The organism is Desulfitobacterium sp. PCE1 (assembly GCF_000384015.1).
In the GTDB taxonomy this organism is placed as follows: domain Bacteria; phylum Bacillota; class Desulfitobacteriia; order Desulfitobacteriales; family Desulfitobacteriaceae; genus Desulfitobacterium; species Desulfitobacterium dehalogenans.
The window spans coordinates 255,659-280,386 of the sequence record NZ_KB913023.1 but is presented as its reverse complement, the minus strand read 5'-3'; the positions used below and the strand labels follow the sequence as shown (position 1 = coordinate 280,386).

The 24,728-nt window shown below is 47.0% G+C and carries 26 protein-coding genes; 6 read left to right on the top strand and 20 right to left on the bottom strand.

Annotation, left to right across the window (positions count from 1 at the left end):
• The first annotated feature begins 52 nt into the window (after nucleotides 1-52).
• Nucleotides 53-955 (top strand): hypothetical protein, encoded by a 903-nt coding sequence (locus tag DESPCE1_RS0101385; RefSeq protein WP_019849226.1) that lies wholly within the window; start codon nucleotides 53-55, stop codon nucleotides 953-955.
• Between the two features lie 60 nt (nucleotides 956-1,015).
• On the opposite strand, the gene DESPCE1_RS0101380 is transcribed toward DESPCE1_RS0101385, so the two are convergent.
• The gene (locus tag DESPCE1_RS0101380; RefSeq protein ID WP_014792254.1) at nucleotides 1,016-1,966 is read right to left on the bottom strand and encodes an MraY family glycosyltransferase; all 951 of its coding nucleotides are present in this window, start codon (nucleotides 1,964-1,966) and stop codon (nucleotides 1,016-1,018) included.
• 108 nt (nucleotides 1,967-2,074) lie between these two features.
• Between DESPCE1_RS0101380 and DESPCE1_RS21670 the strand changes: the two genes are divergently transcribed.
• The 3 genes from DESPCE1_RS21670 (at nucleotide 2,075) to DESPCE1_RS0101365 (ending at nucleotide 4,701) form a co-directional block, all read left to right on the top strand.
• Nucleotides 2,075-3,262, top strand: coding sequence for an alkyl/aryl-sulfatase (locus tag DESPCE1_RS21670; protein ID WP_156831316.1), 1,188 nt, complete (start codon nucleotides 2,075-2,077; stop codon nucleotides 3,260-3,262).
• A 109-nt stretch (nucleotides 3,263-3,371) separates the two neighbouring features.
• A complete protein-coding gene (locus DESPCE1_RS0101370; protein WP_014792253.1) occupies nucleotides 3,372-4,253 on the top strand; it encodes a DMT family transporter in 882 nt (293 codons plus the stop codon).
• Between the two features lie 91 nt (nucleotides 4,254-4,344).
• Complete coding sequence (locus DESPCE1_RS0101365) at nucleotides 4,345-4,701, top strand: YopX family protein (protein ID WP_019849224.1); 357 nt, start codon at nucleotides 4,345-4,347, stop codon at nucleotides 4,699-4,701.
• A gap of 143 nt (nucleotides 4,702-4,844) precedes the next feature.
• On the opposite strand, the gene DESPCE1_RS0101360 is transcribed toward DESPCE1_RS0101365, so the two are convergent.
• Together DESPCE1_RS0101360 and DESPCE1_RS0101355 are read right to left on the bottom strand one after the other, a co-directional pair.
• Entirely contained in the window at nucleotides 4,845-5,396 is a 552-nt protein-coding gene (locus DESPCE1_RS0101360; RefSeq protein ID WP_019849223.1) for a GNAT family acetyltransferase, read from the bottom strand.
• Nucleotides 5,397-5,425: 29 nt separating this feature from the next.
• Nucleotides 5,426-5,740 (bottom strand): hypothetical protein, encoded by a 315-nt coding sequence (locus DESPCE1_RS0101355; protein WP_019849222.1) that lies wholly within the window; start codon nucleotides 5,738-5,740, stop codon nucleotides 5,426-5,428.
• 24 nt (nucleotides 5,741-5,764) lie between these two features.
• On the opposite strand from DESPCE1_RS0101355, the gene DESPCE1_RS0101350 reads away from it, so the two are divergent.
• Nucleotides 5,765-6,736 carry a DMT family transporter gene (locus DESPCE1_RS0101350; protein ID WP_242835349.1) on the top strand — a complete coding sequence of 324 codons (972 nt, stop codon included), beginning with the start codon at nucleotides 5,765-5,767 and terminating at the stop codon, nucleotides 6,734-6,736.
• A 133-nt stretch (nucleotides 6,737-6,869) separates the two neighbouring features.
• Here DESPCE1_RS0101350 and DESPCE1_RS0101345 read toward each other — a convergent pair whose 3' ends face one another.
• Nucleotides 6,870-9,251: a vitamin B12-dependent ribonucleotide reductase gene (locus tag DESPCE1_RS0101345; RefSeq protein WP_019849220.1), complete on the bottom strand. Its 2,382-nt coding sequence runs from the start codon at nucleotides 9,249-9,251 to the stop codon at nucleotides 6,870-6,872.
• 143 nt (nucleotides 9,252-9,394) lie between these two features.
• A complete protein-coding gene (nrdR, locus tag DESPCE1_RS0101340) occupies nucleotides 9,395-9,859 on the bottom strand; it encodes a transcriptional regulator NrdR (protein ID WP_019849219.1) in 465 nt (154 codons plus the stop codon).
• A gap of 255 nt (nucleotides 9,860-10,114) precedes the next feature.
• Between nrdR and DESPCE1_RS23100 the strand changes: the two genes are divergently transcribed.
• Complete coding sequence (locus DESPCE1_RS23100; RefSeq protein ID WP_014792247.1) at nucleotides 10,115-10,258, top strand: hypothetical protein; 144 nt, start codon at nucleotides 10,115-10,117, stop codon at nucleotides 10,256-10,258.
• Nucleotides 10,259-10,352: 94 nt separating this feature from the next.
• On the opposite strand, the gene DESPCE1_RS0101330 is transcribed toward DESPCE1_RS23100, so the two are convergent.
• From DESPCE1_RS0101330 to DESPCE1_RS0101260, 15 genes are all read right to left on the bottom strand, one after another.
• Nucleotides 10,353-11,213 (bottom strand): nitrilase family protein, encoded by an 861-nt coding sequence (locus DESPCE1_RS0101330; protein WP_014792246.1) that lies wholly within the window; start codon nucleotides 11,211-11,213, stop codon nucleotides 10,353-10,355.
• 18 nt (nucleotides 11,214-11,231) lie between these two features.
• Nucleotides 11,232-12,236 (bottom strand): LysR family transcriptional regulator, encoded by a 1,005-nt coding sequence (locus tag DESPCE1_RS0101325; RefSeq protein WP_172637575.1) that lies wholly within the window; start codon nucleotides 12,234-12,236, stop codon nucleotides 11,232-11,234.
• A gap of 161 nt (nucleotides 12,237-12,397) precedes the next feature.
• Nucleotides 12,398-13,864 (bottom strand): cobyrinate a,c-diamide synthase, encoded by a 1,467-nt coding sequence (locus DESPCE1_RS0101320; protein ID WP_014792244.1) that lies wholly within the window; start codon nucleotides 13,862-13,864, stop codon nucleotides 12,398-12,400.
• 61 nt (nucleotides 13,865-13,925) lie between these two features.
• Complete coding sequence (locus DESPCE1_RS0101315) at nucleotides 13,926-14,243, bottom strand: TusE/DsrC/DsvC family sulfur relay protein (RefSeq protein ID WP_014792243.1); 318 nt, start codon at nucleotides 14,241-14,243, stop codon at nucleotides 13,926-13,928.
• Nucleotides 14,244-14,292: 49 nt separating this feature from the next.
• On the bottom strand, nucleotides 14,293-15,444 hold the full coding sequence (dsrP, locus tag DESPCE1_RS0101310) for a sulfate reduction electron transfer complex DsrMKJOP subunit DsrP (RefSeq protein WP_014792242.1): 1,152 nt from the start codon (nucleotides 15,442-15,444) through the stop codon (nucleotides 14,293-14,295).
• Nucleotides 15,437-16,231: a sulfate reduction electron transfer complex DsrMKJOP subunit DsrO gene (gene dsrO / locus DESPCE1_RS0101305; RefSeq protein WP_014792241.1), complete on the bottom strand. Its 795-nt coding sequence runs from the start codon at nucleotides 16,229-16,231 to the stop codon at nucleotides 15,437-15,439. The genes dsrP and dsrO overlap by 8 nt, the downstream gene beginning before the upstream one ends.
• On the bottom strand, nucleotides 16,228-16,671 hold the full coding sequence (dsrJ, locus tag DESPCE1_RS0101300; RefSeq protein ID WP_014792240.1) for a sulfate reduction electron transfer complex DsrMKJOP subunit DsrJ: 444 nt from the start codon (nucleotides 16,669-16,671) through the stop codon (nucleotides 16,228-16,230). The genes dsrO and dsrJ overlap by 4 nt, the downstream gene beginning before the upstream one ends.
• Nucleotides 16,664-18,292 carry a sulfate reduction electron transfer complex DsrMKJOP subunit DsrK gene (gene dsrK, locus DESPCE1_RS0101295; protein ID WP_014792239.1) on the bottom strand — a complete coding sequence of 543 codons (1,629 nt, stop codon included), beginning with the start codon at nucleotides 18,290-18,292 and terminating at the stop codon, nucleotides 16,664-16,666. Before dsrK ends, dsrJ begins: the two co-directional genes overlap by 8 nt.
• Before the next feature lie 9 nt (nucleotides 18,293-18,301).
• Nucleotides 18,302-19,303 (bottom strand): sulfate reduction electron transfer complex DsrMKJOP subunit DsrM, encoded by a 1,002-nt coding sequence (dsrM, locus tag DESPCE1_RS0101290; protein ID WP_019849218.1) that lies wholly within the window; start codon nucleotides 19,301-19,303, stop codon nucleotides 18,302-18,304.
• Nucleotides 19,300-19,890, bottom strand: a complete 591-nt coding sequence (locus DESPCE1_RS0101285) for an RsbRD N-terminal domain-containing protein (RefSeq protein ID WP_019849217.1) — start codon at nucleotides 19,888-19,890, stop codon at nucleotides 19,300-19,302. The genes dsrM and DESPCE1_RS0101285 overlap by 4 nt, the downstream gene beginning before the upstream one ends.
• Nucleotides 19,891-19,991: 101 nt before the next feature.
• Nucleotides 19,992-20,213: a hypothetical protein gene (locus DESPCE1_RS0101280; RefSeq protein WP_014792236.1), complete on the bottom strand. Its 222-nt coding sequence runs from the start codon at nucleotides 20,211-20,213 to the stop codon at nucleotides 19,992-19,994.
• 43 nt (nucleotides 20,214-20,256) lie between these two features.
• Nucleotides 20,257-21,315, bottom strand: coding sequence for a dissimilatory-type sulfite reductase subunit beta (gene dsrB / locus DESPCE1_RS0101275; RefSeq protein WP_019849216.1), 1,059 nt, complete (start codon nucleotides 21,313-21,315; stop codon nucleotides 20,257-20,259).
• A 13-nt stretch (nucleotides 21,316-21,328) separates the two neighbouring features.
• Entirely contained in the window at nucleotides 21,329-22,522 is a 1,194-nt protein-coding gene (dsrA, locus tag DESPCE1_RS0101270; RefSeq protein WP_014792234.1) for a dissimilatory-type sulfite reductase subunit alpha, read from the bottom strand.
• A 38-nt stretch (nucleotides 22,523-22,560) separates the two neighbouring features.
• Nucleotides 22,561-22,749: a 4Fe-4S binding protein gene (locus DESPCE1_RS0101265; RefSeq protein WP_014792233.1), complete on the bottom strand. Its 189-nt coding sequence runs from the start codon at nucleotides 22,747-22,749 to the stop codon at nucleotides 22,561-22,563.
• A gap of 130 nt (nucleotides 22,750-22,879) precedes the next feature.
• Nucleotides 22,880-24,580 carry an FAD-dependent oxidoreductase gene (locus DESPCE1_RS0101260; protein ID WP_019849215.1) on the bottom strand — a complete coding sequence of 567 codons (1,701 nt, stop codon included), beginning with the start codon at nucleotides 24,578-24,580 and terminating at the stop codon, nucleotides 22,880-22,882.
• Between the last annotated feature and the right edge of the window lie 148 nt (nucleotides 24,581-24,728).

Below are 24,728 nucleotides of genomic sequence, written 5' to 3'. Positions count from 1 at the left end.
TAAGTGTGTCGAAATAATGACATGAAGAGTAACAGGACGGGAAGGTGATACCGTGAGAAAAGCGCTCCTAGCCACATTAATTGGAATAACGATGCTCCTGACAGGCTGCGGCGGAAGTAAGGGTGTGGATTCTCCCATTGGAGCGACATCACCCACTCATTCTTCTACTCTGAGTCAAGAGGAAGCTCTCCGGGTTCTCTATCAAGAACTCTTAGCCAAGACAGAACATACTGTAGCTTTTTTGAAAGAAGCAAAAGTTGGTGATCAGACTATCTATGCTTTTCAACATATGGTGAATGGCAGAGCTCCAGTCGTCGATTTTGTTCATAGCAAAACCGGGAAAGTCTATTATGATAGTGTCGAACTGCTTTTGGATATTTTTATTAATAGTGAAGACAAAGAGCCTTACAAAGTGGCCAGCTACATTAATAAAGATATCTATTATCTGGAGATGAAGTCGGTAAATGACCCGGAGCCAACGACCTGGAGCACCTATGTCTTCAACGAAGATGCTTATACCAGTGCTGAAGAAGCTAAAAAGGCCGTTGTTAAGGTCTACGCTGAGAATCATCCCACTTTAAGTCTCTTAGGCAAACCCCTTGCTGAAGTCGAAAAGATTACCAAGATTGAATCCCAAAAAGTACCCGTAGAGACTGAAGAGGGGGGAGCCGCTGAGGCCACTCAGATTAATCTTGACAATACCTTGATTCTTTTTAATAATGAGGCCATTTCTTCGGAAATCTTCCTTGAGGGCCAGCAGGAAATCTTAGGAGTAAAAATCGGCGAGCCCTTTAATGAGGTCAGTGACAAACTGGGAATGCCCGATAGTTTCGGTCAAGATTCGGAGTTCGGGGATATCTATACCATGCGTTACCTCTTTGACGGCTTTCAAATCGAGTTCTATGGGGAAGACAAGGATGCTAATACCATAAGTGCCCTGATCAAAAAACTTTAGTTTATATAGGAAAAAAGGCAGCTGCCTTATGAACCTTACCGTTCATTGGGCAGCTGCCTTTTAAATATCTAACAGCAGAATAATAATAGATAACAAACTGAAGCATACACTCATCAAACTGATAAAGGCTACTGTTTGTTTGGGGTTGAGACCGGAAGAAATCAAGCGATGATGGATTTGCGTTGCATCCGCCTTGTAGATGGATTCCCCACGAGAAAATCTCTTAAAGACCACGATAAGATTATCAAAAATCGGGACTCCGAGAGCAAGTATGGGAATACTCAAGGAGACTAGGGTAGCCTGTTTAAAAGCGCCGCTTAAAGCGACAATGGCAAGAATGAACCCGAGAAAATTGGCACCCGAATCCCCCATAAAGATCCTCGCGGGGTGTTTATTATATCTGAGGAATCCCAAGGCTGCTCCGACCAGCAATGCCGAAAGCAATGCCGAATCCCCTTGTCCCTTTGCCAAGGCGGCCACGTAAAGCGTGGCACCTGCAATAGCAGATAAAATTCCCGCCAGACCGTCAATGCCATCTGACCAATTGATCACCGTAGTAACCCCTACAATCCACATGATACTTAAGATAAGCTGAACTATATAAGGCAATACAATGTAGTTATGTGTCAAGGGGTTCGTAAAGCCGTAGAAAACGATCCCGGAAGAAAACACAATCCAGGCCGCAATGATATGAACCAAGAGTCTGGGTAACGCCGGAAACTCCTTGCCAAGAGTTTTATACCAGTCGTCAAGCAGTCCAATCAATAAGACGAGAGCAGAAGCGATCATGATGGCCATGGATTGCTTATTTATCGGTCTTACGAAAACTAAGTAACCACTCATAAAGCCTAAAAAAATCCCTACTCCGCCCAGTAAAGGAACGGGGCGTTTATGTTTTTTTCTTTCCGTAGGTTTATCGATAAAGTTCCACTTCACCGCAAGCTTTTCCAATAAAGGTATGCTCATGAAAACAATCATAAATACGAAAAGAAAGGGTACTATGAACTCCATGAAAAGCTTTGCCTCCCTTATATCACCTGACACAATACAAATTAACTATAAAGCCTTACTATTATAACATTTATATAGCACTTTATCCTCAAAAAGTGATCAAGCCTTATAGCCTATTCCCAGAGCAATGCAGGCTTTATCATCGCCGAAAATTCAGTCATTCTGATCGACACCCTGGACAGCGATGAACGGGCCAAAACCCTCAGATCTCTTATCGCCCGGTATACCGACAAACCGGTTAAGACCATCATCTACACCCACGGTCATCCGGATCACCGTGGGGGGGCCGACGCCTTCATGGACAGCGATCCGGAAATCATTGCTTTTGCTCCTTGCAAACCTGTCCTGGGACGAATGAATGCCCTCCAAGATGTGCTCAATCAGCGCGGTACCCTACAGTTCGGCTACCAACTCAGCGACGAGGAGGTCATTACCCAAGGCCTCGGGATTCGGGAAGGCAAGGTTCAAGGGGAGGGGCAATACGCTATGGTGCCGCCGACCACAGTGTATCAAGAGGAACAAGTCCTTCGAAATATTGATGGTATTACCCTGGAGCTGGTTGCAGCACCCGGTGAAACGGACGATCAGATTCTTATCTGGGCTCCTGCCTATAAGGCACTCTTCTGCGGTGATAACTACTATGGCTGCTGGCCCAATCTCTATGCTATCCGCGGCGGTCAGTACCGGGATATCGGCACCTGGGTAGACACTCTGGATAAACTCATCGCTTATAAGGCCCATTACCTGCTGCCCGGCCATACCCTACCCATCATCGGGGAAGCCGCTGTTCAAGAGACCTTGACCAATTTCCGGGATGGGATTGATTATGTTCTTACGGAAACTCTAAGAGGAATGAATCAGGGTATGACCATGGATGAGGTGGCAGAAGCGGTTAAACTGCCCGAAAAATGGGCTAAACTCCCTTACCTGGGCGAGTTTTACGGTACCGTGGCCTGGTCTGTCCGGGGCATCTATGTCGGTTATATGGGCTGGTTCGATGGTAATCCCACCCACCTCAACCCGCTCCCCGTGGCCGTCCAGGCTCAAAAAACCATTGCACTGATGGGAGGAGAAGAGACTGTTCTAACCGCCATCCGCCAGGCCTTGGATAGCCAGGATTATCAGTGGGGTATCGTCCTTGCTGATCTATTGATTGCTACGGACCCTTCCGATAAACAAGCTAAGAAATACAAAGCCCAGGGACTCATGAGCCTCGGTCATATGGAGACCAGCGCCAATGGCCGCCACTATTACCTTGCCTGCGCCAAGGAATTGCTGGCTGAATTGAAAGGTTAAGATTTGCTTTTCCAGCGTTTAGAAATATGATATACTTTCTCCGTTGTCATGCCGTATAGGTCAAGATCATGATCTACTCATAAGCGATACAACGGAAATGGAGACACCCATGAATAGGTCGTATATCAAATACATAGCATCCTTGCTTTTGTTCGGCTTCAACGGAATTGTGGCCAGTCATATTTCTTTAAGCAGTTATGAAATTGTATTTACAAGAACACTTATAGGAAGCTTGTTTCTAGCTCTTGTCTTTGGTTTTTCCAAACAGAAGATGGGGTTTTTAGGTAATAAATCCCATCTTCTCTATCTGAGCCTATCCGGGGTAGCCATGGGCGCCAGCTGGATGTTCCTTTATGAAGCGTATACCCAAATCGGTGTGAGCATTGCCACCCTTGCCTATTATTGCGGCCCTGTGATTGTCATGGTCCTTTCCCCTCTTCTTTTCAAGGAAAGGATGACAAGTGCTAAGCTTTTAGGCTTTCTTGCCGTGCTGGTAGGTATGCTCTTTGTTTCCGGCCAAGCGATGACTGAGGAGAAGACCCTTTTCGGATTGATGTGCGGGCTATTATCCGCAGTGATGTATGCCATTATGGTGATCTTCAATAAAAAGGCGGTCAGTATAACCGGACTTGAAAACTCTATGTTGCAGCTGATGGCAAGCTTTGCCACCGTCTTCCTCTTCCTTTGCCTGAAGCAGGGCCTTGCCGTCCATATTGCGGCGGAAGATTGGATTCCTATTCTGATCTTGGGCATTGTCAATACCGGTATCGGCTGTTATTTCTATTTTTCCTCCATCGGCAATTTGCCGGTGCAGACCGTAGCTATTTGCGGTTATCTGGAGCCTCTTTCCGCCTTGCTTTTTTCGGCCGCTCTCCTTGGGGAAAGATTAAGCTTAGTCCAAATCCTTGGCGCTCTTCTGATATTAGGCGGCGCTGCTTTCGGGGAATTATATCGTCGAAGAATCCCACCAAACTCTTCTCTTACCACGTAAAGAAATAATTACCATTGTTATTTACTCTTAAAATCTGCTTCCTTATCCGTATTAATGGTTGTATTCATTAAAAGGTTAAGGAGGCGTCGGTTTGAAATTACTGAAATTTCGCGTATGGAATAAAGTGTCCAAGAAAATGCATAATCCCCAAGCCATTAGTTTTGATATCCAAAGCTGCAATCCCTTTGCCGTAAGCATACCCACGAAATCCTGGGATCCTGTTGAGAAATATGAGTTGCTGCAATGGACCGGTTTAAGGGATGAGGATGGCACGGATGTCTATGAAGCGGATTTGGTTCTCATCGACTATGAGATTTACAAAGTTCACTGGAATGAATCCCAGGCGGCCTTTGAGCTTATATCTCTAAAAAGTTCCCCAGCGAAGGATGCCGACATCCTCCCGACGGGCAAAGTCATCGGAAATATGTATGAAACGGAGAATCTTTAAACCGTTATCTCTTCATGAAGTGATTCTATAGAAAAGGCCTACCCACAAGTGCCGGCGCACAAGATGGGTAGGCCCCTTTTTCTTTACTCAAGAATTCTAACGGATAGATAACAGTCCCAGAAACTCCCTCTGGGGAGGCATCGCTAAAAGGAAGTTTCACAACCCAGTTCATAGTATGTATTATTGTTGAACTCAAACTTTTTAATGACGTCAAGACCAAGTTTTTTAGTATGAGCATAATATGACCTGGGATTGATCTGATTAATAAAGGTGATCAGGATCGGATATTTTTGACTCATTTGCCGTCTGGAAAAATCAAAAACCTTCAGGAGCACTTCCGTACCCCTGTAATCTTTGTCAATACAAATCGGCCCATACTGATAAGAGTTTATTGTCGAAAGGATATTCCCTTTATATTCCGTATTCTTCAAATCCTTAATCATATGTTGAAAAAGAGGCCATTTAGCCCAATACTCCCAGGAGGCAGCCATGGCATAAGCCACGATTTTCTTGTTGTCACAGGCGACTGTAATTCCATTTTCTTTTTCAATTAATTCTTTAAACTGCTCTTCTGTAAATAAGGTGGTGACGAAACCATCCGGCTTGTCCTTTTCACTAATGGTGGCAATATGATATTTTTTCTGTAATTCTGCAATAGCAGGTATGTCACTAAGAACAGCGTTACGATAAATCATTGATATCCTCCGATATTTTATTAATACGATTATACACCAACTGAAAAACTGGTGCTTAACAACTTTATTGAGATCGGCAAACGGTTGAAGGTGTCGCTGCCGGAAGAGAACGGCTGACCGGGAGCGCGACAATCTGAAACAGTCGGCGGAGGAAATACAAAAATCCAAGCAGGCCCTTGAACTGGATGTAAATAAAAAGCGGTTGGAAAACAAGAAACTCCGGATGTTCCAACTACAAGACTTTCCAAAGGGTGAGCAGCAATCTTGCCGCCGTCCAAATCAAACTGGCCCCGCTTGACAAGGAGGTCGATTATTTTAAAACGTGGTGGATTTTTCAGAAGCATCTTCCTTGATATTCACTGCAAACAATGTTAAGTTATATCTTTAAAACCTTTTCAGGATGTGGTGTTTTTGAGAAAGGGGTAATTCTTATAAAAAGTTGGCATTATGCGTTAACAGTTTTTCTGGGCGGTTGTTGTTATGGCATGCTGTCAACAATTGTCAAGCTCGCTTATTCAGCAGGCTTCCCATCATCCGTAGTAACAGGGGCGCAATATTTTTTCGGAACCATCTTTATCTGGAGCCTCGTTCTGGTTACAAAGGCGAAGAAACTAACCCTCAAACAAGCATTAAAGCTACTGGCGTCCGGCATTCCGTTCGGTCTGACAGGCACATTTTATTATCAGTCCTTACAAACCTTGAATGCTTCACTGGCAATTATCTTTTTGTTTCAGTTTGTTTGGATTGGTACATTAGTCGATTGGATATTTAACAAGAAAAAACCTACAAAAGGAAAACTGGTTTCGATATCCATCCTGATCGCTGGCTCCGCTTTGGCTGCAAATATCTTTTCAGGGCAGCGAGCTGTTCTTTCATGGCAAGGAATCCTATGGGGAATGCTTTCCGCCTTAACGTTTACCACGTTTATTCTTCTCAGCGGTTCTGTTGAAAAAAACGTTCCCCCTGTAGTAAGGAGCGCTCTTTTTGCCACCGGCGCCTTGATCGTTGTATTTTTACTGTTCCCGCCATCCTTTTTATTCAATTTTCCGGTTTTATTCCGCTTGATGCCATATGGACTACTTCTCGGTCTTTTCGGAGTAGTTCTACCGCCACTCCTATTCTCCATCGGAATGCCGCACGTTGGCCCCGGACTTGGCACTATACTGCCGGCTTCCGAGCTTCCAGTAGCAATTATCATGTCTTCTATTGTTTTAGCCGAGCATGTGAGCTGGACACAATGGCTTGGAGTCTTTCTGATACTGACGGGAATTATTTGCGGCAATATCCGGCACAAAAAAAGCAGGGTTGATGCCAATGGTATAGAGGTAAGTTTACCATGATGAGCATCATCAGTTGAATGACATTAGAGGGTTTTACATTATATCCTCTATACTATGAGTGAAATTTTTACGAAAGAGGGCCGAGGGAAATTTAAAATTTCCCTCGGCCCCTTCTATATATCTGATCCTCTCATCACCCGCATTTGGAATAGCCGCAATGGGTGCAGACGACGCAGCCGCTTTCGTGGTTGATGCCCATGCCGCATTCGGGGCAGGCGTTGCCTTCGGCCACTGTGGCCCGGGTCTTTTGAGGGGTGGTGATGGAAGCGCTCTTGGTTTGGACCGGCTTTTCTTCCACGGCCGGCTGGGATTGAACCGTTATGGAATTGATCTTGCCTTTGCCCAGCTCCACATGTTCCTTGATCACACGGGCGATGGCATCGGGGCAGGAGGTGACGTTGACCCCTTCCCGGCGGATGCAAGCGGGGCAGCGGATGCCTTTGACTTGCTCAATGATCGCATCCACGGAGATTCCGGAGCGGAGAGCAATGGAGATCAAGCGGGCTGTGGCCTCGGATTGGGAGGAGCAGCCTCCGGCCCGGCCGGTGTTGGTAAAGATCTCGCAGATTCCCTTGTCATCAGCCATAACGCTGACATAGAGGTTACCGCAGCCGATACGGATCCTTTCCGTGACTCCTGTGGTGGTGGTAGGACGAGGGCGGGGTAATACGGTGTTCACTTCCGGAATGAAGGGCACCTTGGGAATGACGACCTCATCTGAATCCTTTTCATCTCCTGAAACCTGTCCCTTGGCATCTTCAGCCTTCTTGGTGATTCCTGTGGAGAGGACTTGTTCTTCCCTGCTGCCATCCCGATAAACGGTTAAGCCCTTGCAGTTGAGCTCATAGGCCAGCTCATAGGCTTTAGCGATATCTTCATGGGTAGCTTCATTGGCAAAGTTAATGGTTTTGGAAACGGCGTTATCCGTGTACTCCTGAAAAGCGGCCTGAATGCGGATATGCCATTCGGGCTCGATCTCCTGAGCCGTGACAAAGACCTCCTGAATCCAGTTAGGCACTTCCGGGAAGCCCAGAATGGTCCCTTTCTCCGCAATCTTACGCATAAGCTCCGGGGAGTTGAAACCATATTCTTCGGCGAGGCTTTGGAAGATGGGATTAACTTCGACTAAAGGGGTCCCATCCATGACGGTCTTGGTATAGGCCACTGCAAAGAGAGGCTCTACCCCACTGGAAGCACCGCAGATCATGGAAATGGTTCCTGTCGGTGCGATAGTGGTTAAGGTGGCATTGCGCAGGGGACGGACCCCGTCATAGATGGAGCCTTTATAATTAGGGAAGGTGCCCCTCTCTTCAGCCAGGCGCTGAGACTCCAGGCGGGCCTCCGTCTGAATGAAGTTCATGACCTTCTCGGCATACTCTACGGCATCTTCCGAAGCATAGGAGGTCTGAAGAAGAATCAGCATATCCGCAAAGCCCATAACACCCAAGCCGATTTTGCGATTGCCTTTAACCATCTCTTCGATGGCCGGGAGGGGATAGGTGTTGGCTTCAATGACATTATCCAGGAAACGGGTGGCCATACGGGTAATTTGGCCTAAGCGCTCCCAATCCACTACGGCTTTCCCATTTTTCTCAGTAACCATGAGTTTAAGGTTAATCGAGCCTAAATTGCAGGCTTCGTTAGGAAGAAGTGGTTGCTCACCACAGGGATTGGTGGCTTCGATATCCCCTAACTGAGGAGTGGGGTTGTCCCGGTTCAGACGATCCAGGAAGATGATTCCCGGTTCGCCGTTTCTCCAGGCGTGGTCCACGATCAATTGGAAGACTTCCGGTGCATAAAGCTGTCCGGCGGTTTCCTTGGTATGGGGGTCGATCAGGTTATAATGGCGTTTTTCCTGGACCGCCTTCATAAACTCTTCCGTAACTCCTACGGAAATATTGAAGTTGGTAATCTCTTTATTATTTTCTTTGCAGGTGATGAATTCCATAATATCCGGATGATCCACCCGCAGGATTCCCATATTGGCTCCGCGGCGAGTCCCCCCCTGCTTCACCGCTTCGGTGGCGGCGTTGAAGACCTTCATAAAGGACACGGGGCCGGATGCTACTCCGCCGGTGGAACGGACGGTGCTGTTCTTGGGGCGAAGACGGGAGAAGCTGAAGCCGGTTCCCCCACCGGATTTATGAATAATCGCTGCATTTTTTATAGCATCGAAAATTTCCTCCATACTATCATCCACGGGCAAAACAAAACAGGCACTAAGTTGACCCAGGTCACGGCCTGCATTCATTAAGGTCGGGGAATTGGGCATAAACTCCAGCTTTGCCATCATCTCATAGAAGGATTTGGCCAGTTCTTTGACTTCCTTTTTTGTTTTGCCAAAGGTCTCCTCCACTTGGGCTATGACGCTGGCGACCCGATAAAGCATATCTTCCGGGCTCTCCGCAACCTTGCCATTCTCCTGCTTGAGATAGCGTTTCTCCAGGATGACCCGGGCATTGGGTGTTAAATTGGCTCTCAGCCAAGTTTTCGGTGCTGATTCTTGGAAACTCAAAATTAATCCCCAACTTTCTCTAAAACTTTATCTTTTATGTATTTTCTCTTCTATTTTGGAGGATATTCGCTTAATTTAGAATAGGTCCCTGGGCCTATTTTCCTCAGTCTTATGGACATAGAAGAGATCACCTTTCAGATCAATCATTTGCTGCTCTTTTTTTCCACTAATTCATGAAGCTCCTCTAAAAAACGCTGTACGTCCTTAAATTCCCGATAGACGGAAGCGAATCGTATATAAGCGACTTCATCCAGATGGACCAAAGCATTCATGACCGCTTCACCAATCGCCTTACTCTGCACCTCACGGTCGCTACCGTTGCGCAGACCTTTTTCGATCTCATAGACCATCGTTTCGATCTGTTCTATAGAGATGGGCCGCTTTTCACAGGCTCTTAAAATTCCGGCTTTCAGTTTCCCCCGGGAAAACTCCTCCCTGCGCCCATCCTTTTTGACTACAATCAACGGTGTATCTTCAAATTTCTCAAAGGTGGTAAACCGTCGGGTACACCGTTCACATTCCCTCCGCCGACGTACAGCGGTCCCTTCTTCCACTTGCCGCGATTCCAGGACTTTCGTCTCATCATTCCCGCAAAATGGACAATGCAATTCCACACCCCCTATATATAGCGTCCAATCTATCTTATCAACACTATATGTAGTATGTCAAAACTCGAATTTCCCTTTTTTCCTTATTGCACTCTTTTTATGTCACTCGTCCCTCTTCACTCTCTTGCGTATGGACTCGTCCAAAATAATTGCTCTGTCAAAACATGAATTTTGAGACCCAGGGCAGACTATAAAAATACACTCTGTTATTTTTCCAGGAAAATCAGTCTTAAAGATGGGAAGGAGGTGTGCCTTATGGTGGAGAAAAAGCTGCCCGACAAATCGGCCAACCCGGATACGAAACCCTCTCAGAACCATAAGCCGGATAAGGCCCCCAGCATGGATTCTCGGGACGGACATGGTCTATCTAAGGACCAGGTCATGCAAGGAAAGGGTTAAGTGCCGCTGTTCAGTGCAAAAGGACAAAGGAGCTGAGGAAAGGCGAACTTCAGGTTCTCTCTCCACAGCTCCTTGATTACATTAGCCAGCTTTTTCAGTCATGAGGCATCTTTTCTATTTCAAGCTCTAAAAGCTCTCTGTAAAGTTCTTTCCGACGGTCCGCCAAGAAAAAAGTGTCGCGCATGGACTGCCGCTTCGGGCTTCTTAAAGTATTGATGGGCTTAGCCGGGAGATCAACCACAAAGAGTGACTCCTGTGTATCTTGATTTTCGGCTAACACTTCTCCCTTGGGTCCGAAGACCAAAACCCCGCCGCTGAACTCCTTATCTCTGTTGTTGGGGCCCACAAGATTACAAGCACAAAGATAGACTGAATTATCATAGGCCCGAGCTCCCAGATACCTCTTCCAAATCTCTTTACGATCTCCGGAGACTACAGGGGAAGCATGGGGGGCAAATTGAATTTCTGCTCCCTTTAAAGAGAAGATGGCTGAAAGCTCCGGAAAATGCCAATCCCAGCATATCCCCACAGAAAACTTGACTCCAGCTGCTTCAAAAATGGGGAAGGAATCCCCGGCGGTAAAATAATGCTGCTCAATACGACCAAGATGGACTTTGCGATAGACTTTTGGCTCACGATCCGGAAAGACAATAAGCTGAGAAATATAGGGCTTCTTCTGATCCGGAGATTTTTCGATCATACCCACAAGCAAGTGGAGACCGAGGTCCCGGGCACATTCCCTGAGACGGCCTACCGCCATGCTATCCAGTGTGTCCGCAATGTCCGAGGCATCCTTAGGAGAGTAACCATGAAGTGCACACTCAGGGTAACATAACAGCCTGACCCCTTGGGAGGACGCACGCTCTGCTATCCGAGTAATCTCCTGCAGGTTTCTCTCCGTCTCCCCCACTTTCGCCTCGAATTGAGTCAGTCCAATCCGAACATCCTGTAACATGCTGCTATTCCTTTCCTTCTATCCTTCCTGACAGCCGCAGGGATAGAGGTCTTTGTCATCTTCACAGTTTCCACTGATGATATCCTCGATAAGATCCCTATCATGAAGCATATTAATAAGGAAGCGTTCATCCTTAGTTTGTGAAGTATGTGCAAGTGTTAATATATTCAAGGGTCTGTACACAGGGGAATCCTGAATCTTTAAGACCTTAAACAAGCCATTTTCACATTCCCGGCTAACCGTCAGGGATGAAATAATGGTAATGCCAATACCGGCTGCCACTACCTTCTTGATGGCCTGGGTACTTCCCAGCTCCATGGTCACGTTGATCTGAGAGGATTCAAGGCCCCTTTCCTTGAGAGCCAGTTCGGTAACTTTGCGTGTACCCGAGCCTTCCTCTCTCATAATGAGCCGTTCCTTAGAAAGTTCGGCCAAAGTAATGCTGTGGCGGGTAGCCCAGGGATGGAAGGAAGGAACAACCACCACAAGTTCATCCTGCCAAAACTTCTCGACGATAATTTCTTTATTACGGGGAGCCGGCCCCTCGATAAGCCCGATATGAATGCGTTTTTCGATAACCTCTTGAGATATGGTCTCAGTGTTGGCGATCTTTACCTTAAAATCCACATCGGGGCGGATCTTATACAGGTAAGCTAAAATACTCGGCAGAATATATTCACCAATGGTCAGGGTAGCCCCAATATAAATGAGTGCCCTCTGATCTTCAGTTAATACACTAATTTGTTGTTGGGCAACGGAGAGAATGTTTAGTATATTATTCACATGATCATAAAAAACTTCCCCTGCTTTGGTTAAGGTAACTCCCTTATTGGTTCGATTAAAGAAACGTGCTCCATAGAGATTCTCCATATTCTGAATCTGCAGGCTGATGCTGGGTTGACTCATATGCAAGCGCTTCGCAGCCAGGGTAATGTTCTTCGTATCTGCAACTTCCTTAAAGACGACAAACTGTTGTTCAAACAAAAGTCTTCGCTCCTTTCTTACCCAAAAGACCTTGTCCATTTAAAATATTTATATCAAGTTCATTATAACACAATCACTTGACAATGACCGACTTTTTTGGTGCATCACACTATTTACCAAAAAGGGCCATCTCTTCCACAACAAAGAGATGGCTCTTCATTTTTATACTATCAGAAATTCTTATCACCAATAAGAGGGAGTCAGCTGCTTTTAAATAATTCAAAAATGATTTTTGAGCGCCGTTCTTTGTGCTGAGCTGCAAGCTTTACCATTTGTTCCGCCCAATCGGGAGAGCCCAGGGCATGAATATGATTATAAGCAGCAAATACGCCCTTATAGCATATCCCCTCATGCTTGCCATCAATACCGTGTCCCCGCTCCACCTCAAAGCCAAACTGAATCTTGGCTCGATCCAGGTTAAGCACACTGGAGTTATGAAACTCATGGCCACGGACCTTCTGTTGACGAAACCAAAGATTGTTCTCCAGAACTTTCATGACAGTATAACCATGTCCTTGGGGCTTCTTTTCCATCTTGGTATCCAAAGGGAGCAATCCTACCATGTCATAGGAACCATCACCGGTTATGATGGACCTTCCTAAAAACATGAGGCCTCCGCACTCGGCATAGATGGGTAAACCGTCCTCTCCTGCTAATCGTATCTCCTCGCGAAGCGTACCGTTGTTGGCTAATTGCTCGGCAAAGACTTCAGGAAAGCCTCCCCCAATATATAGAGCGTCGAGATCCTTAGGCAAATATTTGTTGGAAAGAGCACTGATGGTCACCAATTCTGCTCCCTTAGACTCAAGGGCATCCAAGTTCTCCGGATAATAAAAAGAAAATGCCGCATCGCGGATCACTCCGATGCGCGGTGCAGAGGGTTTTGCCTTAAGTGAATATCCCTGAGATACAGAAAAATTTGGAGTTGAGAAAGAAAGAGGGGCAGCAGTCCGTGCCAGTTCCATAATTTTGGCTATGTCTACGCTTTCACTAACTACATCAGCAAGATTATCCAGAAAGGTATCGGTCTCAGACCATTCTCCATTGGTGACTAGTCCCAGATGACGATCAGGAATCAGAATCCGCGAATCTTTAGGGATCGCCCCGACTACTGGAATCCGGCAGTATTGTTCGATGGTTTCCCTGGCCAGCTTCTCATGCCGGGCACGGGCTATTTTATTCAACACCACGCCTACAATATTAATATTGGGATCAAAGTGTTGGCATCCCATGACAATAGCTCCTAAACTGCGGGTAATCCGGGTTGCATCAAGAACAAGCAGGACAGGAGATGACGTTACTTTAGCTATCTCAGCTGTGGAAGCGCTGCCATTAATATCTAAGCCGTCGAAAAGACCCATAGCACCCTCAATAAGACTGAATTGACAATCCTGAGAGTGCTGCGCCAGGGATCGGCAGATATCATCCTGATTCATCATGAAGGAGTCCAGGTTACGGGATACTCTTCCGGCGGCGGCAGTATGCCAACTGGTATCAATGTAATCCGGACCTTTTTTGTAGGGTTGAACAGGAATGCCTTGTCGGCTTAAAGCACGCAGGAGTCCAAGGGTAAAGGTTGTCTTTCCGCTTCGCCCCTGAGGGGCCCCGATAACCAAGCGAGGGATACTGAGAGTATTCATTTGTGGATTTTCATTATTAATGGTCATTGCTCTCATCCTTTCTCTCTTACCGGAGCCCGAACTATCCGGGGCAAAGTCTTAGTTTAGATTATACGCAACCGGTTGGTTTGGGAAGTCCGGCGATTTTACAGGCGCCTTTTCCAGGGCCTGTTGGGAACAGATTGTAGATGGTTTTTTGATCGTAGCCGGTATCTTTGAGAAGTTTACGGACCATGGGAGCTACCCCATATTGGTCAAAGTAGTCACGGAGGTAATTGATCACCCTCCAGTGCTCTTCGGTAAGTTCTTCTACATCTTCGTTAGGAGCTAAAGCTCTCGCTACGTCCTCATTCCATTCGGAAGCATCTTCTAAGAAGCCGTCTTCGTCGAGTTCGTAGGACACTCCATTTACTACTAATTCAGCCATTTTAAAATTCCTCCTTGTTTCTTTATTTTGAGTTTTCTTGAGAAAACTTTTATATCTCTTCTCTGACACCAATGACGACTTTGTAGAGGATCGTGATGAGCAGGGCACCGATGGCATAGATCATAAAGGTAATCGCCAGTTCCGTGGCCGTCGGGGTGTATTCCACCACATGTTCCAATGGGGTAGGAACAAATCCGCCTAAGACCAAACCTAACCCTTTATCGATCCAAGCCGCTATGAAGACAGAGAGAAGAGCGAAAGGTAAGATTTTTTCGTTTCGCCGGAATTTAGGGACAACCAGTAAGAAGATCCCCACAAAGGCAAGAACGACAGCAACCCACATAAAGGGTACCAATTGACCATATCCATGCAGACCTGCGAAGAGGTATTGCAAAGGATGCATGTGTCCGGGAATATTACTGTAAAATGCGGTGAAGAACTCAAGGATATAGAAGAATACATTGGCAATCATAGCATAAGTGACAATTTTAGCTAAAGATTGAATGGCTTCCTTTCCTGGGTCGAATGTGCTTACCTTGCGGACGATCATGCAGAGAAGAATCAACAAGGCAGGTCCTGCTGCAAAAGCTGAGGCTAAGAAGCGGGCTGCCATGATGGCCGTAAGCCAAAGATGTCTTCCCGGCATCCCGGAGTAGAGGAAAGCTGTTACGGTGTGAATGCTGACTGCCCAGGGAATAGAAAGATAAATCAGAGGCTTAACCCAAGCCGGAGGTGGGAATCCTTTGCGTTCTGATCCTAAAGCAGTCCAGCCAATCACGAGGTTGAGGAGCAGATATCCGCATAATACACACATATCCCAGAACATAACGGAATGGGGTGTGGGATGCAGCAAAACGTTCAAAATTCTGTCGGGACGTCCCACATCCACGAAGATGAACAGGATACACATGATGACGGAAGGTACGGCTAAGAATTCTCCGAGAATCACGATTTTGCCAAACTTCTTGTAATTATGAAGGTAATAGGGAATGGCAACCATAACTGCAGAGGCGGCGACTCCTACTAAGAAGGTAAATTGGGAAATGTAAAGGCCCCAGCTGACATCTCTGCTCATGCCGGTGACTCCCAGGCCCTCGTTATATTGCCTCAGGTAAGCTAAAAACCCTACAAGGATAACTGCCAGCAAGAAGCCGACCCATAGCCAATATCTTTTACTGCCGGATAAGGATTTCTCAAGCACGCTCCTCACCCCCGATCAGATAGTAGACACTGGGCTGTGAGCCCAATTCCGGCTTACGGCGAATGGAATAATGGGTGCTTAATAGTTTTCTCACTTCAGAATGTGGGTCCTCCAAATCGCCAAAGACAAGTGCTCCTTTGGATTTCTCCACACAGACAGGTTCAAGTCCTTGATCCAGGCGATCCATGCAGAAATTGCATTTTTCTACGACGCCTTTTGTTCTGTGTGGATATTCCGGATTGATCTTCGCAATATGAGGTTTGGGATCCCAGTAGTTAAAACTGCGTGCTCCGTAGGGACAGGCGGCCATACAGAAGCGGCAGCCGATACAGCGGTGCATATCCATTCCCACTACCCCATCTTCTCGTCTGAAGGTAGCCTGAGTAGGACAGACGCGGACACAAGGGGGATAGTTACAGTGATTGCAAAGAGTCAGGAAAGGCATCGTCTTTGTCTTTTCGTCCAGATAATGGTTTTCGTCACCAGGGAAGACATGTTCATAGGTATCCGTCCAGATCCACTTGATTTCATCCTTGGGATTCCCCATATCCGGGACATTATGAAGCTCGTGACAGCCTTTGATGATTTCGTCGATATCCCCCTGAGTGAGTTTGCTCATATCGATAACCATGGCCCAGCGCTGAGCAGCTAATTTATTTTCACTTGTAAAATCTGCTGCTTTAAGAGGTTCCAAGAGTTCAAAGGCATCCAGGGTAACAGCTCCGCCTAACCCCAGGGCAGCGATAACTCCGGCTTTCTTCAAAAAATCTCTTCGATTGATGCTCATTTCTCTGCCTCCCTTGGCCCGGTATGGCATGCCCAACAATCAGGCTCCACTGCCGCATAATTGTGGCAGGAGTAGCAGAACTGGTTATCACCCAGGCTGGCTGTTTCGGCTGTGTAGTAAACCGTTTCGGGCGTATCGTTATGACAGTTCAGGCAGGTGTTCTGGAGACTCATTTCAAATTGTTCTCCTTGACTGTTGGTGTAGGTCGTTTTCCCTTCGCGAACTACAGCATCCCGCCATTCCAACAAGAGCTGCATATGGTTTTCTCTCATGAATGCCGTGCTTTCGATGCACTGGGTTGCCCCTAATTCACGTATCACCGGGGTATCCGTGTTGATCTGTGGCTTGGCATCCGCCTTACCCATATTGTAAAGGAAGGGCATGATGGCGATTACCGCAAAGATCAAAAGACCGCCGATTGTTTTTCCTCCCTTATTCATCTGATGTTACCCCCTTTTCGGGTAAATCCTCGCCGCGCAGGTCTGTGGTTCTTTCCTTTTCACCCGTCATGACCAGGGCATTGGCCACTAGTTCATGCACTCCGGTGACACCCACTCCGGGGGTCCAGTAGTCCATGAGGGCCGGGAAAGCAGCTCTGTCCACAGCGCAGATATTGGCTAACATATTGACTCCATATTTGTCTTGAACATATTTTACAGCATTAGCTCTGGGGAAGCCGCCTCTCATACGCTCTTCCATATTCTCGGAAGCATTGAGTCCGGAACCGCTGCCACAGCAGAAGGTTTTTTCACGGATGGTGCTTTCCGGCATTTCATAGAAATTATTGCAGACATTTTGGATAATATAGCGGGGTTCATCCAAGAGTCCCATACCACGGGAAGTATTACAGGAGTCGTGATAGGTGACCTTAAGATGGTCGTTGCGGCTTGGGTCCAGTTTCAATTTACCGTGCTTGATCAGATCTGCCGTAAATTCCGCAATATGAATCATTTTGGTGGAAGCCGCGTTATCAAAGCGGGTTCCTGTGATGGGTGATACCGGAACTTCCAGGAAATCAGCCGGTTCGTTCCAAGTACCCATATACTGATTGACGACCCGCCACATATGACCGCACTCGCCGCCAATGATATACTTGACCCCAAGTCGTTTGGCTTCTGCATAGATCTTGGAATTTAAGCGTTTGGCCATTTCGTTGGAGGTAAAGAAGCCGAAGTTTCCTCCTTCAGAAGCATAGGTGCTCCAGGTGTAGTCCAGACCCAATTCATGGAAGAGCATAAGATAGCCCATGCAGGTGTAGATTCCCGGATCCCCCATTAAGTCTCCGGAGGGAGTGACGAAGAGAATCTCTGCACCCTTGCGGTTGAAGGTCGGTTCTACACGAATTCCGGTGATGTCTTCGATATCATCACACATCATTTCAATGTTTCCGGTGATGGCATGGGGCTCCAGGCCCAAGTGGTTACCCTTCATATAACAGTTGGCCACAGGTCCGGCGATCCAGTCAATATTCAGCCCTAAAAGGTTCAGCAATTCCCGGCCGATGATGGTGATCTCCGCCTGATCGATGCCGTAAGGACAGAAGACGGAACAGCGGCGGCATTCTGTACACTGATAGAAATAATACCACCATTCTTTAATAACCTCTGGAGTAAGGTCTCTGGCACCGGCCAGACGTCCCAGAAATTTTCCGGAGGGGGTAAAATATCTTCTATAAACGGAACGCAAGAGCTCAGCTCTGAGAACCGGCATGTTCTTGGGATCCCCGGACCCGATGTAGAAATGACATTTGTCGGCACAAGCTCCGCAACGGACACAGATGTCCATCATGATTTTAAAGGAACGATACTTGGTCAGCCGCTCACCGATTCCTTCGATAACTGTGGATTTCCAGTTCTCCGGCAACTGCCAGTCTTCATCTACAGGAGACCAATCCCGGGCGTTGGGAAACCCTACTGTTTCCAGGTTTCTACCCTTGGCGCCCCAGCAGAAGGTACCCGGTTCGAAGGGGGTCGTGACAGGGGTATCCATCCAGTCCGTGGAGCCGGGCTTATAATCTATCTTGGACAGTTCTTCCGACTTAGGGAGTTTATATTTTGCCATTGTTTAATTTCACTCCTTCTCCACCGGGATACCCGCCTTCATCATTTTCGTTCTGAAATCGTTCTCATACTCTTCATAAGTATGGACTTCAACGGGATAGTTCCAAGGGTTGATATGTCTTTCCATACGGTTGTTGCACTTCATGTTCCGGGTAGGGTTCATGAAGATCCCCCCCATATGCATCAGCTTGCTTAAGGGGAAATAGGCAAATAAGCAGCTTACAAAGAACAGATGAACATAAAAAATGGTGCCGATTCCTTCAGGGATATGAGGGGTGAAAGTGAGTAACCCAACGGCAAATTCCTTGATGCCGGCGATATCCACTCTGAATATATAACGCATGAGCATTCCTGTTGCTGCGATTCCCATGAGAAGGAAGAGGGGGAAGTAATCAGCGGCCAGAGAGATGGTTTTCACTTGAGGAACCACAACTCTCCGCAGGAAGAGAAAGGTCAATGCGGCGACAATAAGAATGTCGGTAATATAGAGAGCAGGTAAGCCAATCTGGAAGAAACTGTCCAGACTATCCAAGGAACTGATAACCGCCGGAACCGGCTCCAAAAACAATCTTAAGTGACGAATGAGGATGATTAATAAGGACCAGTGAAACATAAGGCCAAAGAGCCAGAGCCATTTATTGGAGCCATGGGCCAATTGGGGGCCATTCTCCCCATTCCTCAGCTCGGTCTTGGAATTCCGGAATAAGGACCGGAAGAGAAAAACTTCCATAGCCATTCTGAGGATGACTCCGATGTTGGAGGTGGGGTTCTCAATCTTATTTTGCTTAATCCAGTCAAAGGACTTGCCTTGACCTACAGTGGTTGGGATTCGGAAAGGCACAGGGGTACGGGCCCAACCGATGACCCGATAGATGAATCCCCCTAAGAATAGGATGATGGCTGCATAGGGAAGAATAATGCCAAATAGACCCTGTAAATTGGCCAGCCCTACTCCTGCCAGAGGAATAAGCATCAATATTAATACAGCGATTAAAGAAAATAAGGCTTTCACGTTACAACCTCTTTTCTCTTGGTATTGACCAGAAAGGGTTCTGGTTCAGAATTTGGTTCCTCAGGTTCCGTATCAGAACGGGGTGTTACTAAGTCCGCTTGTTGCAATAGCCGGTAGGTCATATTTCTTAATTCCATCGTCTTGAGATCCGCTAGCTTATCGCGACATTCTGAATATATATCAAAAGAAGCAAGTGCTAACTGGTCAATTTGAGTTTCAAACTCCAGAAGAGCCTTGGCCATACGCTCTTCTTCAGCCACCTTGCCCAGTTCTTCTCGAATTATCCTTTTTAAGGGGAACACAAAACTCACAGCCTGGGAAGCAGTAAAACTCTGTACCGCCCTCACCTTAATCATATCCTTTAAAAATAAATGCACTTCATCTTCTTTATTTTCTTGGATTAAGGCTGTAAAGGTTTGCTCAATACCTTGGTTGATGGTGTTTCCTATAGGATTTGCAAACTCATCACGTTTTTCTCTTAGAAATTGGGCTGTGTCTTTGGGATAGGTATTGATGATTTCCCGACACCATTTCTCAATGATGAGGGATTTTTTTTCCGTGAGGAGATTTCTTAAGGCCTTATCCATATAAGCCAACTCCTTGATATTTATTGTGAAAGGAGTTTTCTCGTTGCAGGAGGAGTACCTCCTGCAACGAGTTCCATCTGAGTAGTGTTGTTTCGGAAGGCTTAGGTTGGTTCTTTGACTTTGCCTTTGAGGGCGATGAAGGTCGTGGTGATATAGAGATACTCCACTTTGTCCTCCATAGCAAGTTCCTTGACTGCTAAATCCACATCGGATTTCTTTTCTCCGATTTGAGCAGCAATTTCCTTGCTTTTTGCCTTCTCAACGGTGTCCAGAAAAGCTAAGACCTTTTCCTTAATAACGGGGTCGGCAGCTCCTTTTTGCATATCCATTTCCCCCCTAAATGTATTGAAAGTTTAATGGGAACGCTTAATATTTGAACGCTGCAGATGTACGGAAGGTTTCTCTGGAGAAGATGAAGTCGTCGATGAGCTTGTCGGTGAATTCGATACCGGTTAAGGTAAAGAATCTTTCCCAACCAATTCTCTCGATCCATTCACCCATTTTCTCACCTTTATGAGCATGAGCCGCCCATGTCTCAACGATGTTGCGAACGGCTTCGGTGACTTCCGGCCAGCGAGGCGGGTTGTTAGGCAGGAAGGGGATAACCATCCGGGAGAACATGGGGTTAGTCCGGGCATTAGCTACCTTACCACCAACTAAGATGGCGATTCCATCGTTTTCTGGGTCGATAATCTCCATACCGGGTGCCATGGTGTAGCAGTTGCCGCAGTACATACATTTTGCGTCGTTAACTACGACACTCTTTTCCTTGGGATTGGGACGGATGGCGCCTGTTGGGCAGCTGGCCACTAGGCTGGGAATTTCAGTTCCCTTGCGGATCTTATCATGGTCGATGCGAGGTGGTGTTCTGTGAACACCAACGATTGCTATGTCACTGCAGTGGGCAGCGCCGCACATGTTCAGACAGCAAGCTAAGCTCATTTTCATTTGAGCAGGCAATTTCATGGAAACAAAGTACTCATAGAGATCATCCATAACTGCTTTAACCACACCGGAGGCGTCGGTAGCAGGCGTATGGCAGTGGACCCAACCTTGAGTATGAACGATGTTGCTGATGGATGCGCCTGTTCCGCCTACGGGAAGACCTTTTGCGCCAAGAGCTGCGATCAAAGGTTCAACTTTAGCCGAATCAGATACTAAGAACTCCACATTGTGACGGGCAGTGAAACGAAGGTAGCCATCACAATATTCATCAGCCAGTTCACAAATTTCTCGAATGAAATCCAGGGACACAAGGCGGGGAGAACCAACACGGATGCTGTATAATTCTGCACCGGATTCTGAAACGTGTTTCAAAACGCCTGGTTTCGGATTTTCATGGTAACGCCATTTCCCGTAATTCTCTTTAATGATGGGCGGCAGCTGTTCTTTATAATTTAGTGGCCCCTGATCTAAAATTGCCATTATTAACCACCTCTTACTTCTTTATTTCATCTTCTGGCCAGAAGACATAGGGGTTAGCACGTGGACGGTAAACCATTTGTGGTACGGCAGGCAGACCAACTGAAGTGAGGAAATTGGTCATACCCAGACGGTAGATGGTTTCCCCGATTCTCTCACGAGTTTTACCGTTTTCATCCCACCATTCCCAGATACGCTCGATCATATCTTTGAACTCTTGGAAATCACTTTCTGCTTCCATCTTCATGAAGGGTACGATAACCCAACCCATGAAAGCGGATTGAACGATGGTAGATTTTCCACCCAGAAGGATGGTTGCTCCTCTTTCTTTTCCGGGAGCGATGGCTTTGGGCATCCTATTGATGCAATGCATGCAGCGGGTGCACTCTTCAGCAATAACGCTTAATTCTTGAGTCTCAGCATTGAATTTCATAGCTTTTGTTGGGCAACGGTCACATACTACAGCTTGGATATTCAGACCTTCGGCCACATAAGCTTTGACCGCTTCTTGATCGATGGTAAGGGTATCTCTCCAAGTTCCGATGACGGCGCAGTCAGAACGAGCGATAGATGCGGTGCAGTCGTTAGCACAGCCGGAGAATTTAATCTTGAATTTATAGGGCCACATGGGGCGATGCAATTCATCCTGGTACTGGTTGGTGATGTTATAGCAAGCTTCCAAGGTGTCGTAGCAAGCATGTTCACAACGTCCTGGTCCAACGCAGCAGCTGGGAGATCTTAAGTCAGAACCGGAACCACCCAAGTCGAAACCTTCCTCACTCAAATCATCAAAAATGGGTTGAAGTTGGTCAGTGGTTGTCCCAAGTAAGATAGCATCTCCGGTAGCTCCGTGGAAGTTCATGAGTCCGCTTCCGCGTTTTTCCCAGATATCGCAGATTGTGCGAAGGGATTTGGTGTTGTAGAACCAACCGCTTGGGGAATTAATACGTACTGTGTGAAATGCAGCAAGGTTCGGGTACTCTTCTGGCAAATCAGTGTAACGACCGATTACTCCACCACCATAACCTTTAACTCCAACGATACCGCCGTGTTTCCAGTGCCCTCTCTTTTCCTCATAGGATCTCTCTAAGAGATGAAGGAGTTCCTTCGAGGCTTCGTTTTTCACGGCAGCCTTTTTGATTTCCGTCACAAAGCTGGGCCATTGTCCTTTTTCTAACTCATCCAGTTGTGGCGTTCTCTTTTCAGCCATGACCTTACCTCCAATTCAAGAATTCTTTTTGTATATTTCTACATCTCCATAATGGATGCAGCCCCAGTTGGGCAAACAGCTACGCAACTTTCACAACCCATACATTCGGTTTCATCGCCGACAACTTCGGTGATTTCCCCGTTGAATTTCAATAGATGTGCCGGGCAAGAATCTGCACAGGCATCGCAGCCGGAACATGAATCGGGATCAATGGTTATGATGAACATCTTCCTTCACCACCTATCTATCTAATCCTTGTGTGAACTTACACTTTCTAAGTCCATTTAACTACGATTCAAGCTTTGTGTAAAATAGAGATTTCCAATCGTGCGATACAAAATACTCATTGTGTATTATTTAGCAATTACTATTCAGGGCAGGCTGCAAGGCTCCCCAGGTAGACATCCCCCCTTCTAGAAAACTGACATCCTGGAACCCCACTCCTTTGAGGAAGCAGGCTGCATCGTATCCGCGAATACCCAGCTCACAGAACGTGACCACTGGGCTGCCCTGGGGTATTTCAGCATATCGTTTCCTTAGTTCCCCTAAAGGTATTACTATGATATGGGAACCTTCCACAGGGTTGGCCTTGGTCTCATCTCCCTCGCGCACATCCACAAAGATGATGGATTCGTCTTTTTTCAAGCGTTCAAGCAGTTCAAAGGGATTCACGGTATCCACAACCCCAAGTTGCTTGTTCTCCAAAGTATTTGCCGCATGAATCAAGACATCAATGGCCGTAGCGAAAGGCGGGGCATAACTCAAATCCAAATTACTGATATCCTTAACCGTTCCATTGAATTTTAAGATGGTTATAAGGACATCCAATCGTTTAATAGCTTCTCCCGTACCGCAGACCTGGGCCCCCAGCAGCCGTCCGCTGGCTCTTTCGGCGATGAGCTTGATGGTCACCGCGCCATGAACGGGATAGTAATGAACCGCGTCAAGACCGGTACTTAGGCTTGTCATCACATCATAGCCCAGCTCCCTGGCCTCTGACTCTCCCAGTCCTGTCCTTCCTACATTGAGCTCGAAGGCCTGAAAGACCGAAGTAGCGCAAATGGCTGGGAACTCTGAAGCCCTTCCGGCAATATTGTCGGCGATAACCCGTCCCTGCTTGTTGGCAGTCGATGCCAAGGGAACAAAGACTCGGCGGCCCGATAACATATTGACCTGCTCGGCACAATCGCCACCGGCATAGATGCAGGGATCGTCGGTCTGCATAGTTTGGTTCACTTGGATGGCACCCGTTATGCCAAGGGTCAGACCGGCTTGTCGGGCCAGAGTAACCTCCGGTCGCACTCCTACAGCCACAATGACCAACCCGGTTTCGATGGATTCGTTCTCTAAAGTAACTCCATTGACCTTCCCGTCCTCATCTCCGGTCAACGCTTTGACGGGGCAATTCAGTCTTAGATCAATCCCCCGGCTGCGCATCTTGTGTTCGACGAGAAGGGCCATATCCGGGTCAAGAAGTTTGGGAACGACACTGCCTTGACTTTCGCACAGAGTGACTTTTAAGCGCGGTCCGGCGATAGCGTCGGCCACTTCAATGCCAATTAAGCCTGCACCGATGATGGTGGCATGTTGGATCTTCTTTTCTTTAATCAAGGCTTTAATGTTCACCGCATCATCCAAATGATGTACGGTATAGACATTCTGGTGCTGGATTCCAGGGATGGGCGGGACTACTTCTTTAGCCCCTGTGGCCAGAACCAAATAGTCATAGTCCAGATCACTTTCCTCGCCTGTGGCAAGGTTCCGGACCTTGACTTTTTTCTGTTGACGATCGATGGCAAGGGCCTCGGTTTGAGTTAATACGTTAATGCCCTTGGTATCCTCAAAATACTGGGTGTCTCGAATCAGCCCCGCGGAGGTTTTCATAAGGTCTTCTATTTTGGGGACCAGGTTGCCCAAAAACAAGGGCAACCCGCAAGAGCCATAGGAGACGATATTCCCCTTTTCAATCACGGTTATTTCGGCGTCTATAGAAAGGCGTCGTAAGCGTGCCGCTACCTTAGGGCCGGTAGCAACCCCGCCAATAATCACAACTTTCACTTTACCACCTCATCTTCTTACCCCGCCGCAGAGCGGGTACGGCCTACTTTCAAATAAGGCCCGGAAAGCTAGGTCTCCAGGATTTTGCTTTCGGCGTTCACTCTATAAGCTGCGCGGAGCAATCTAATCGCTCAAGACCTCCGCTGGG

Excerpts from the sequence above, each read along its gene's own strand:
- DESPCE1_RS0101380 (WP_014792254.1), bottom strand. The coding sequence starts at position 1,966 with ATGGAGTTCATAGTACCCTTTCTTTTCGTATTTATGATTGTTTTCATG.
- DESPCE1_RS0101370 (WP_014792253.1), top strand. The coding sequence starts at position 3,372 with ATGAATAGGTCGTATATCAAATACATAGCATCCTTGCTTTTGTTCGGC.
- DESPCE1_RS0101360 (WP_019849223.1), bottom strand. The coding sequence starts at position 5,396 with ATGATTTATCGTAACGCTGTTCTTAGTGACATACCTGCTATTGCAGAA.
- DESPCE1_RS0101355 (WP_019849222.1), bottom strand. The coding sequence starts at position 5,740 with ATGCTTCTGAAAAATCCACCACGTTTTAAAATAATCGACCTCCTTGTC.
- DESPCE1_RS0101350 (WP_242835349.1), top strand. The coding sequence starts at position 5,765 with ATGTTAAGTTATATCTTTAAAACCTTTTCAGGATGTGGTGTTTTTGAG.
- DESPCE1_RS23100 (WP_014792247.1), top strand. The coding sequence starts at position 10,115 with ATGGTGGAGAAAAAGCTGCCCGACAAATCGGCCAACCCGGATACGAAA.
- DESPCE1_RS0101330 (WP_014792246.1), bottom strand. The coding sequence starts at position 11,213 with ATGTTACAGGATGTTCGGATTGGACTGACTCAATTCGAGGCGAAAGTG.
- DESPCE1_RS0101325 (WP_172637575.1), bottom strand. The coding sequence starts at position 12,236 with ATGGACAAGGTCTTTTGGGTAAGAAAGGAGCGAAGACTTTTGTTTGAA.
- DESPCE1_RS0101320 (WP_014792244.1), bottom strand. The coding sequence starts at position 13,864 with ATGACCATTAATAATGAAAATCCACAAATGAATACTCTCAGTATCCCT.
- DESPCE1_RS0101315 (WP_014792243.1), bottom strand. The coding sequence starts at position 14,243 with ATGGCTGAATTAGTAGTAAATGGAGTGTCCTACGAACTCGACGAAGAC.
- dsrO (WP_014792241.1), bottom strand. The coding sequence starts at position 16,231 with ATGAGCATCAATCGAAGAGATTTTTTGAAGAAAGCCGGAGTTATCGCT.
- dsrJ (WP_014792240.1), bottom strand. The coding sequence starts at position 16,671 with ATGAATAAGGGAGGAAAAACAATCGGCGGTCTTTTGATCTTTGCGGTA.
- dsrK (WP_014792239.1), bottom strand. The coding sequence starts at position 18,292 with ATGGCAAAATATAAACTCCCTAAGTCGGAAGAACTGTCCAAGATAGAT.
- DESPCE1_RS0101285 (WP_019849217.1), bottom strand. The coding sequence starts at position 19,890 with ATGGATAAGGCCTTAAGAAATCTCCTCACGGAAAAAAAATCCCTCATC.
- DESPCE1_RS0101280 (WP_014792236.1), bottom strand. The coding sequence starts at position 20,213 with ATGCAAAAAGGAGCTGCCGACCCCGTTATTAAGGAAAAGGTCTTAGCT.
- dsrB (WP_019849216.1), bottom strand. The coding sequence starts at position 21,315 with ATGGCAATTTTAGATCAGGGGCCACTAAATTATAAAGAACAGCTGCCG.
- dsrA (WP_014792234.1), bottom strand. The coding sequence starts at position 22,522 with ATGGCTGAAAAGAGAACGCCACAACTGGATGAGTTAGAAAAAGGACAA.
- DESPCE1_RS0101265 (WP_014792233.1), bottom strand. The coding sequence starts at position 22,749 with ATGTTCATCATAACCATTGATCCCGATTCATGTTCCGGCTGCGATGCC.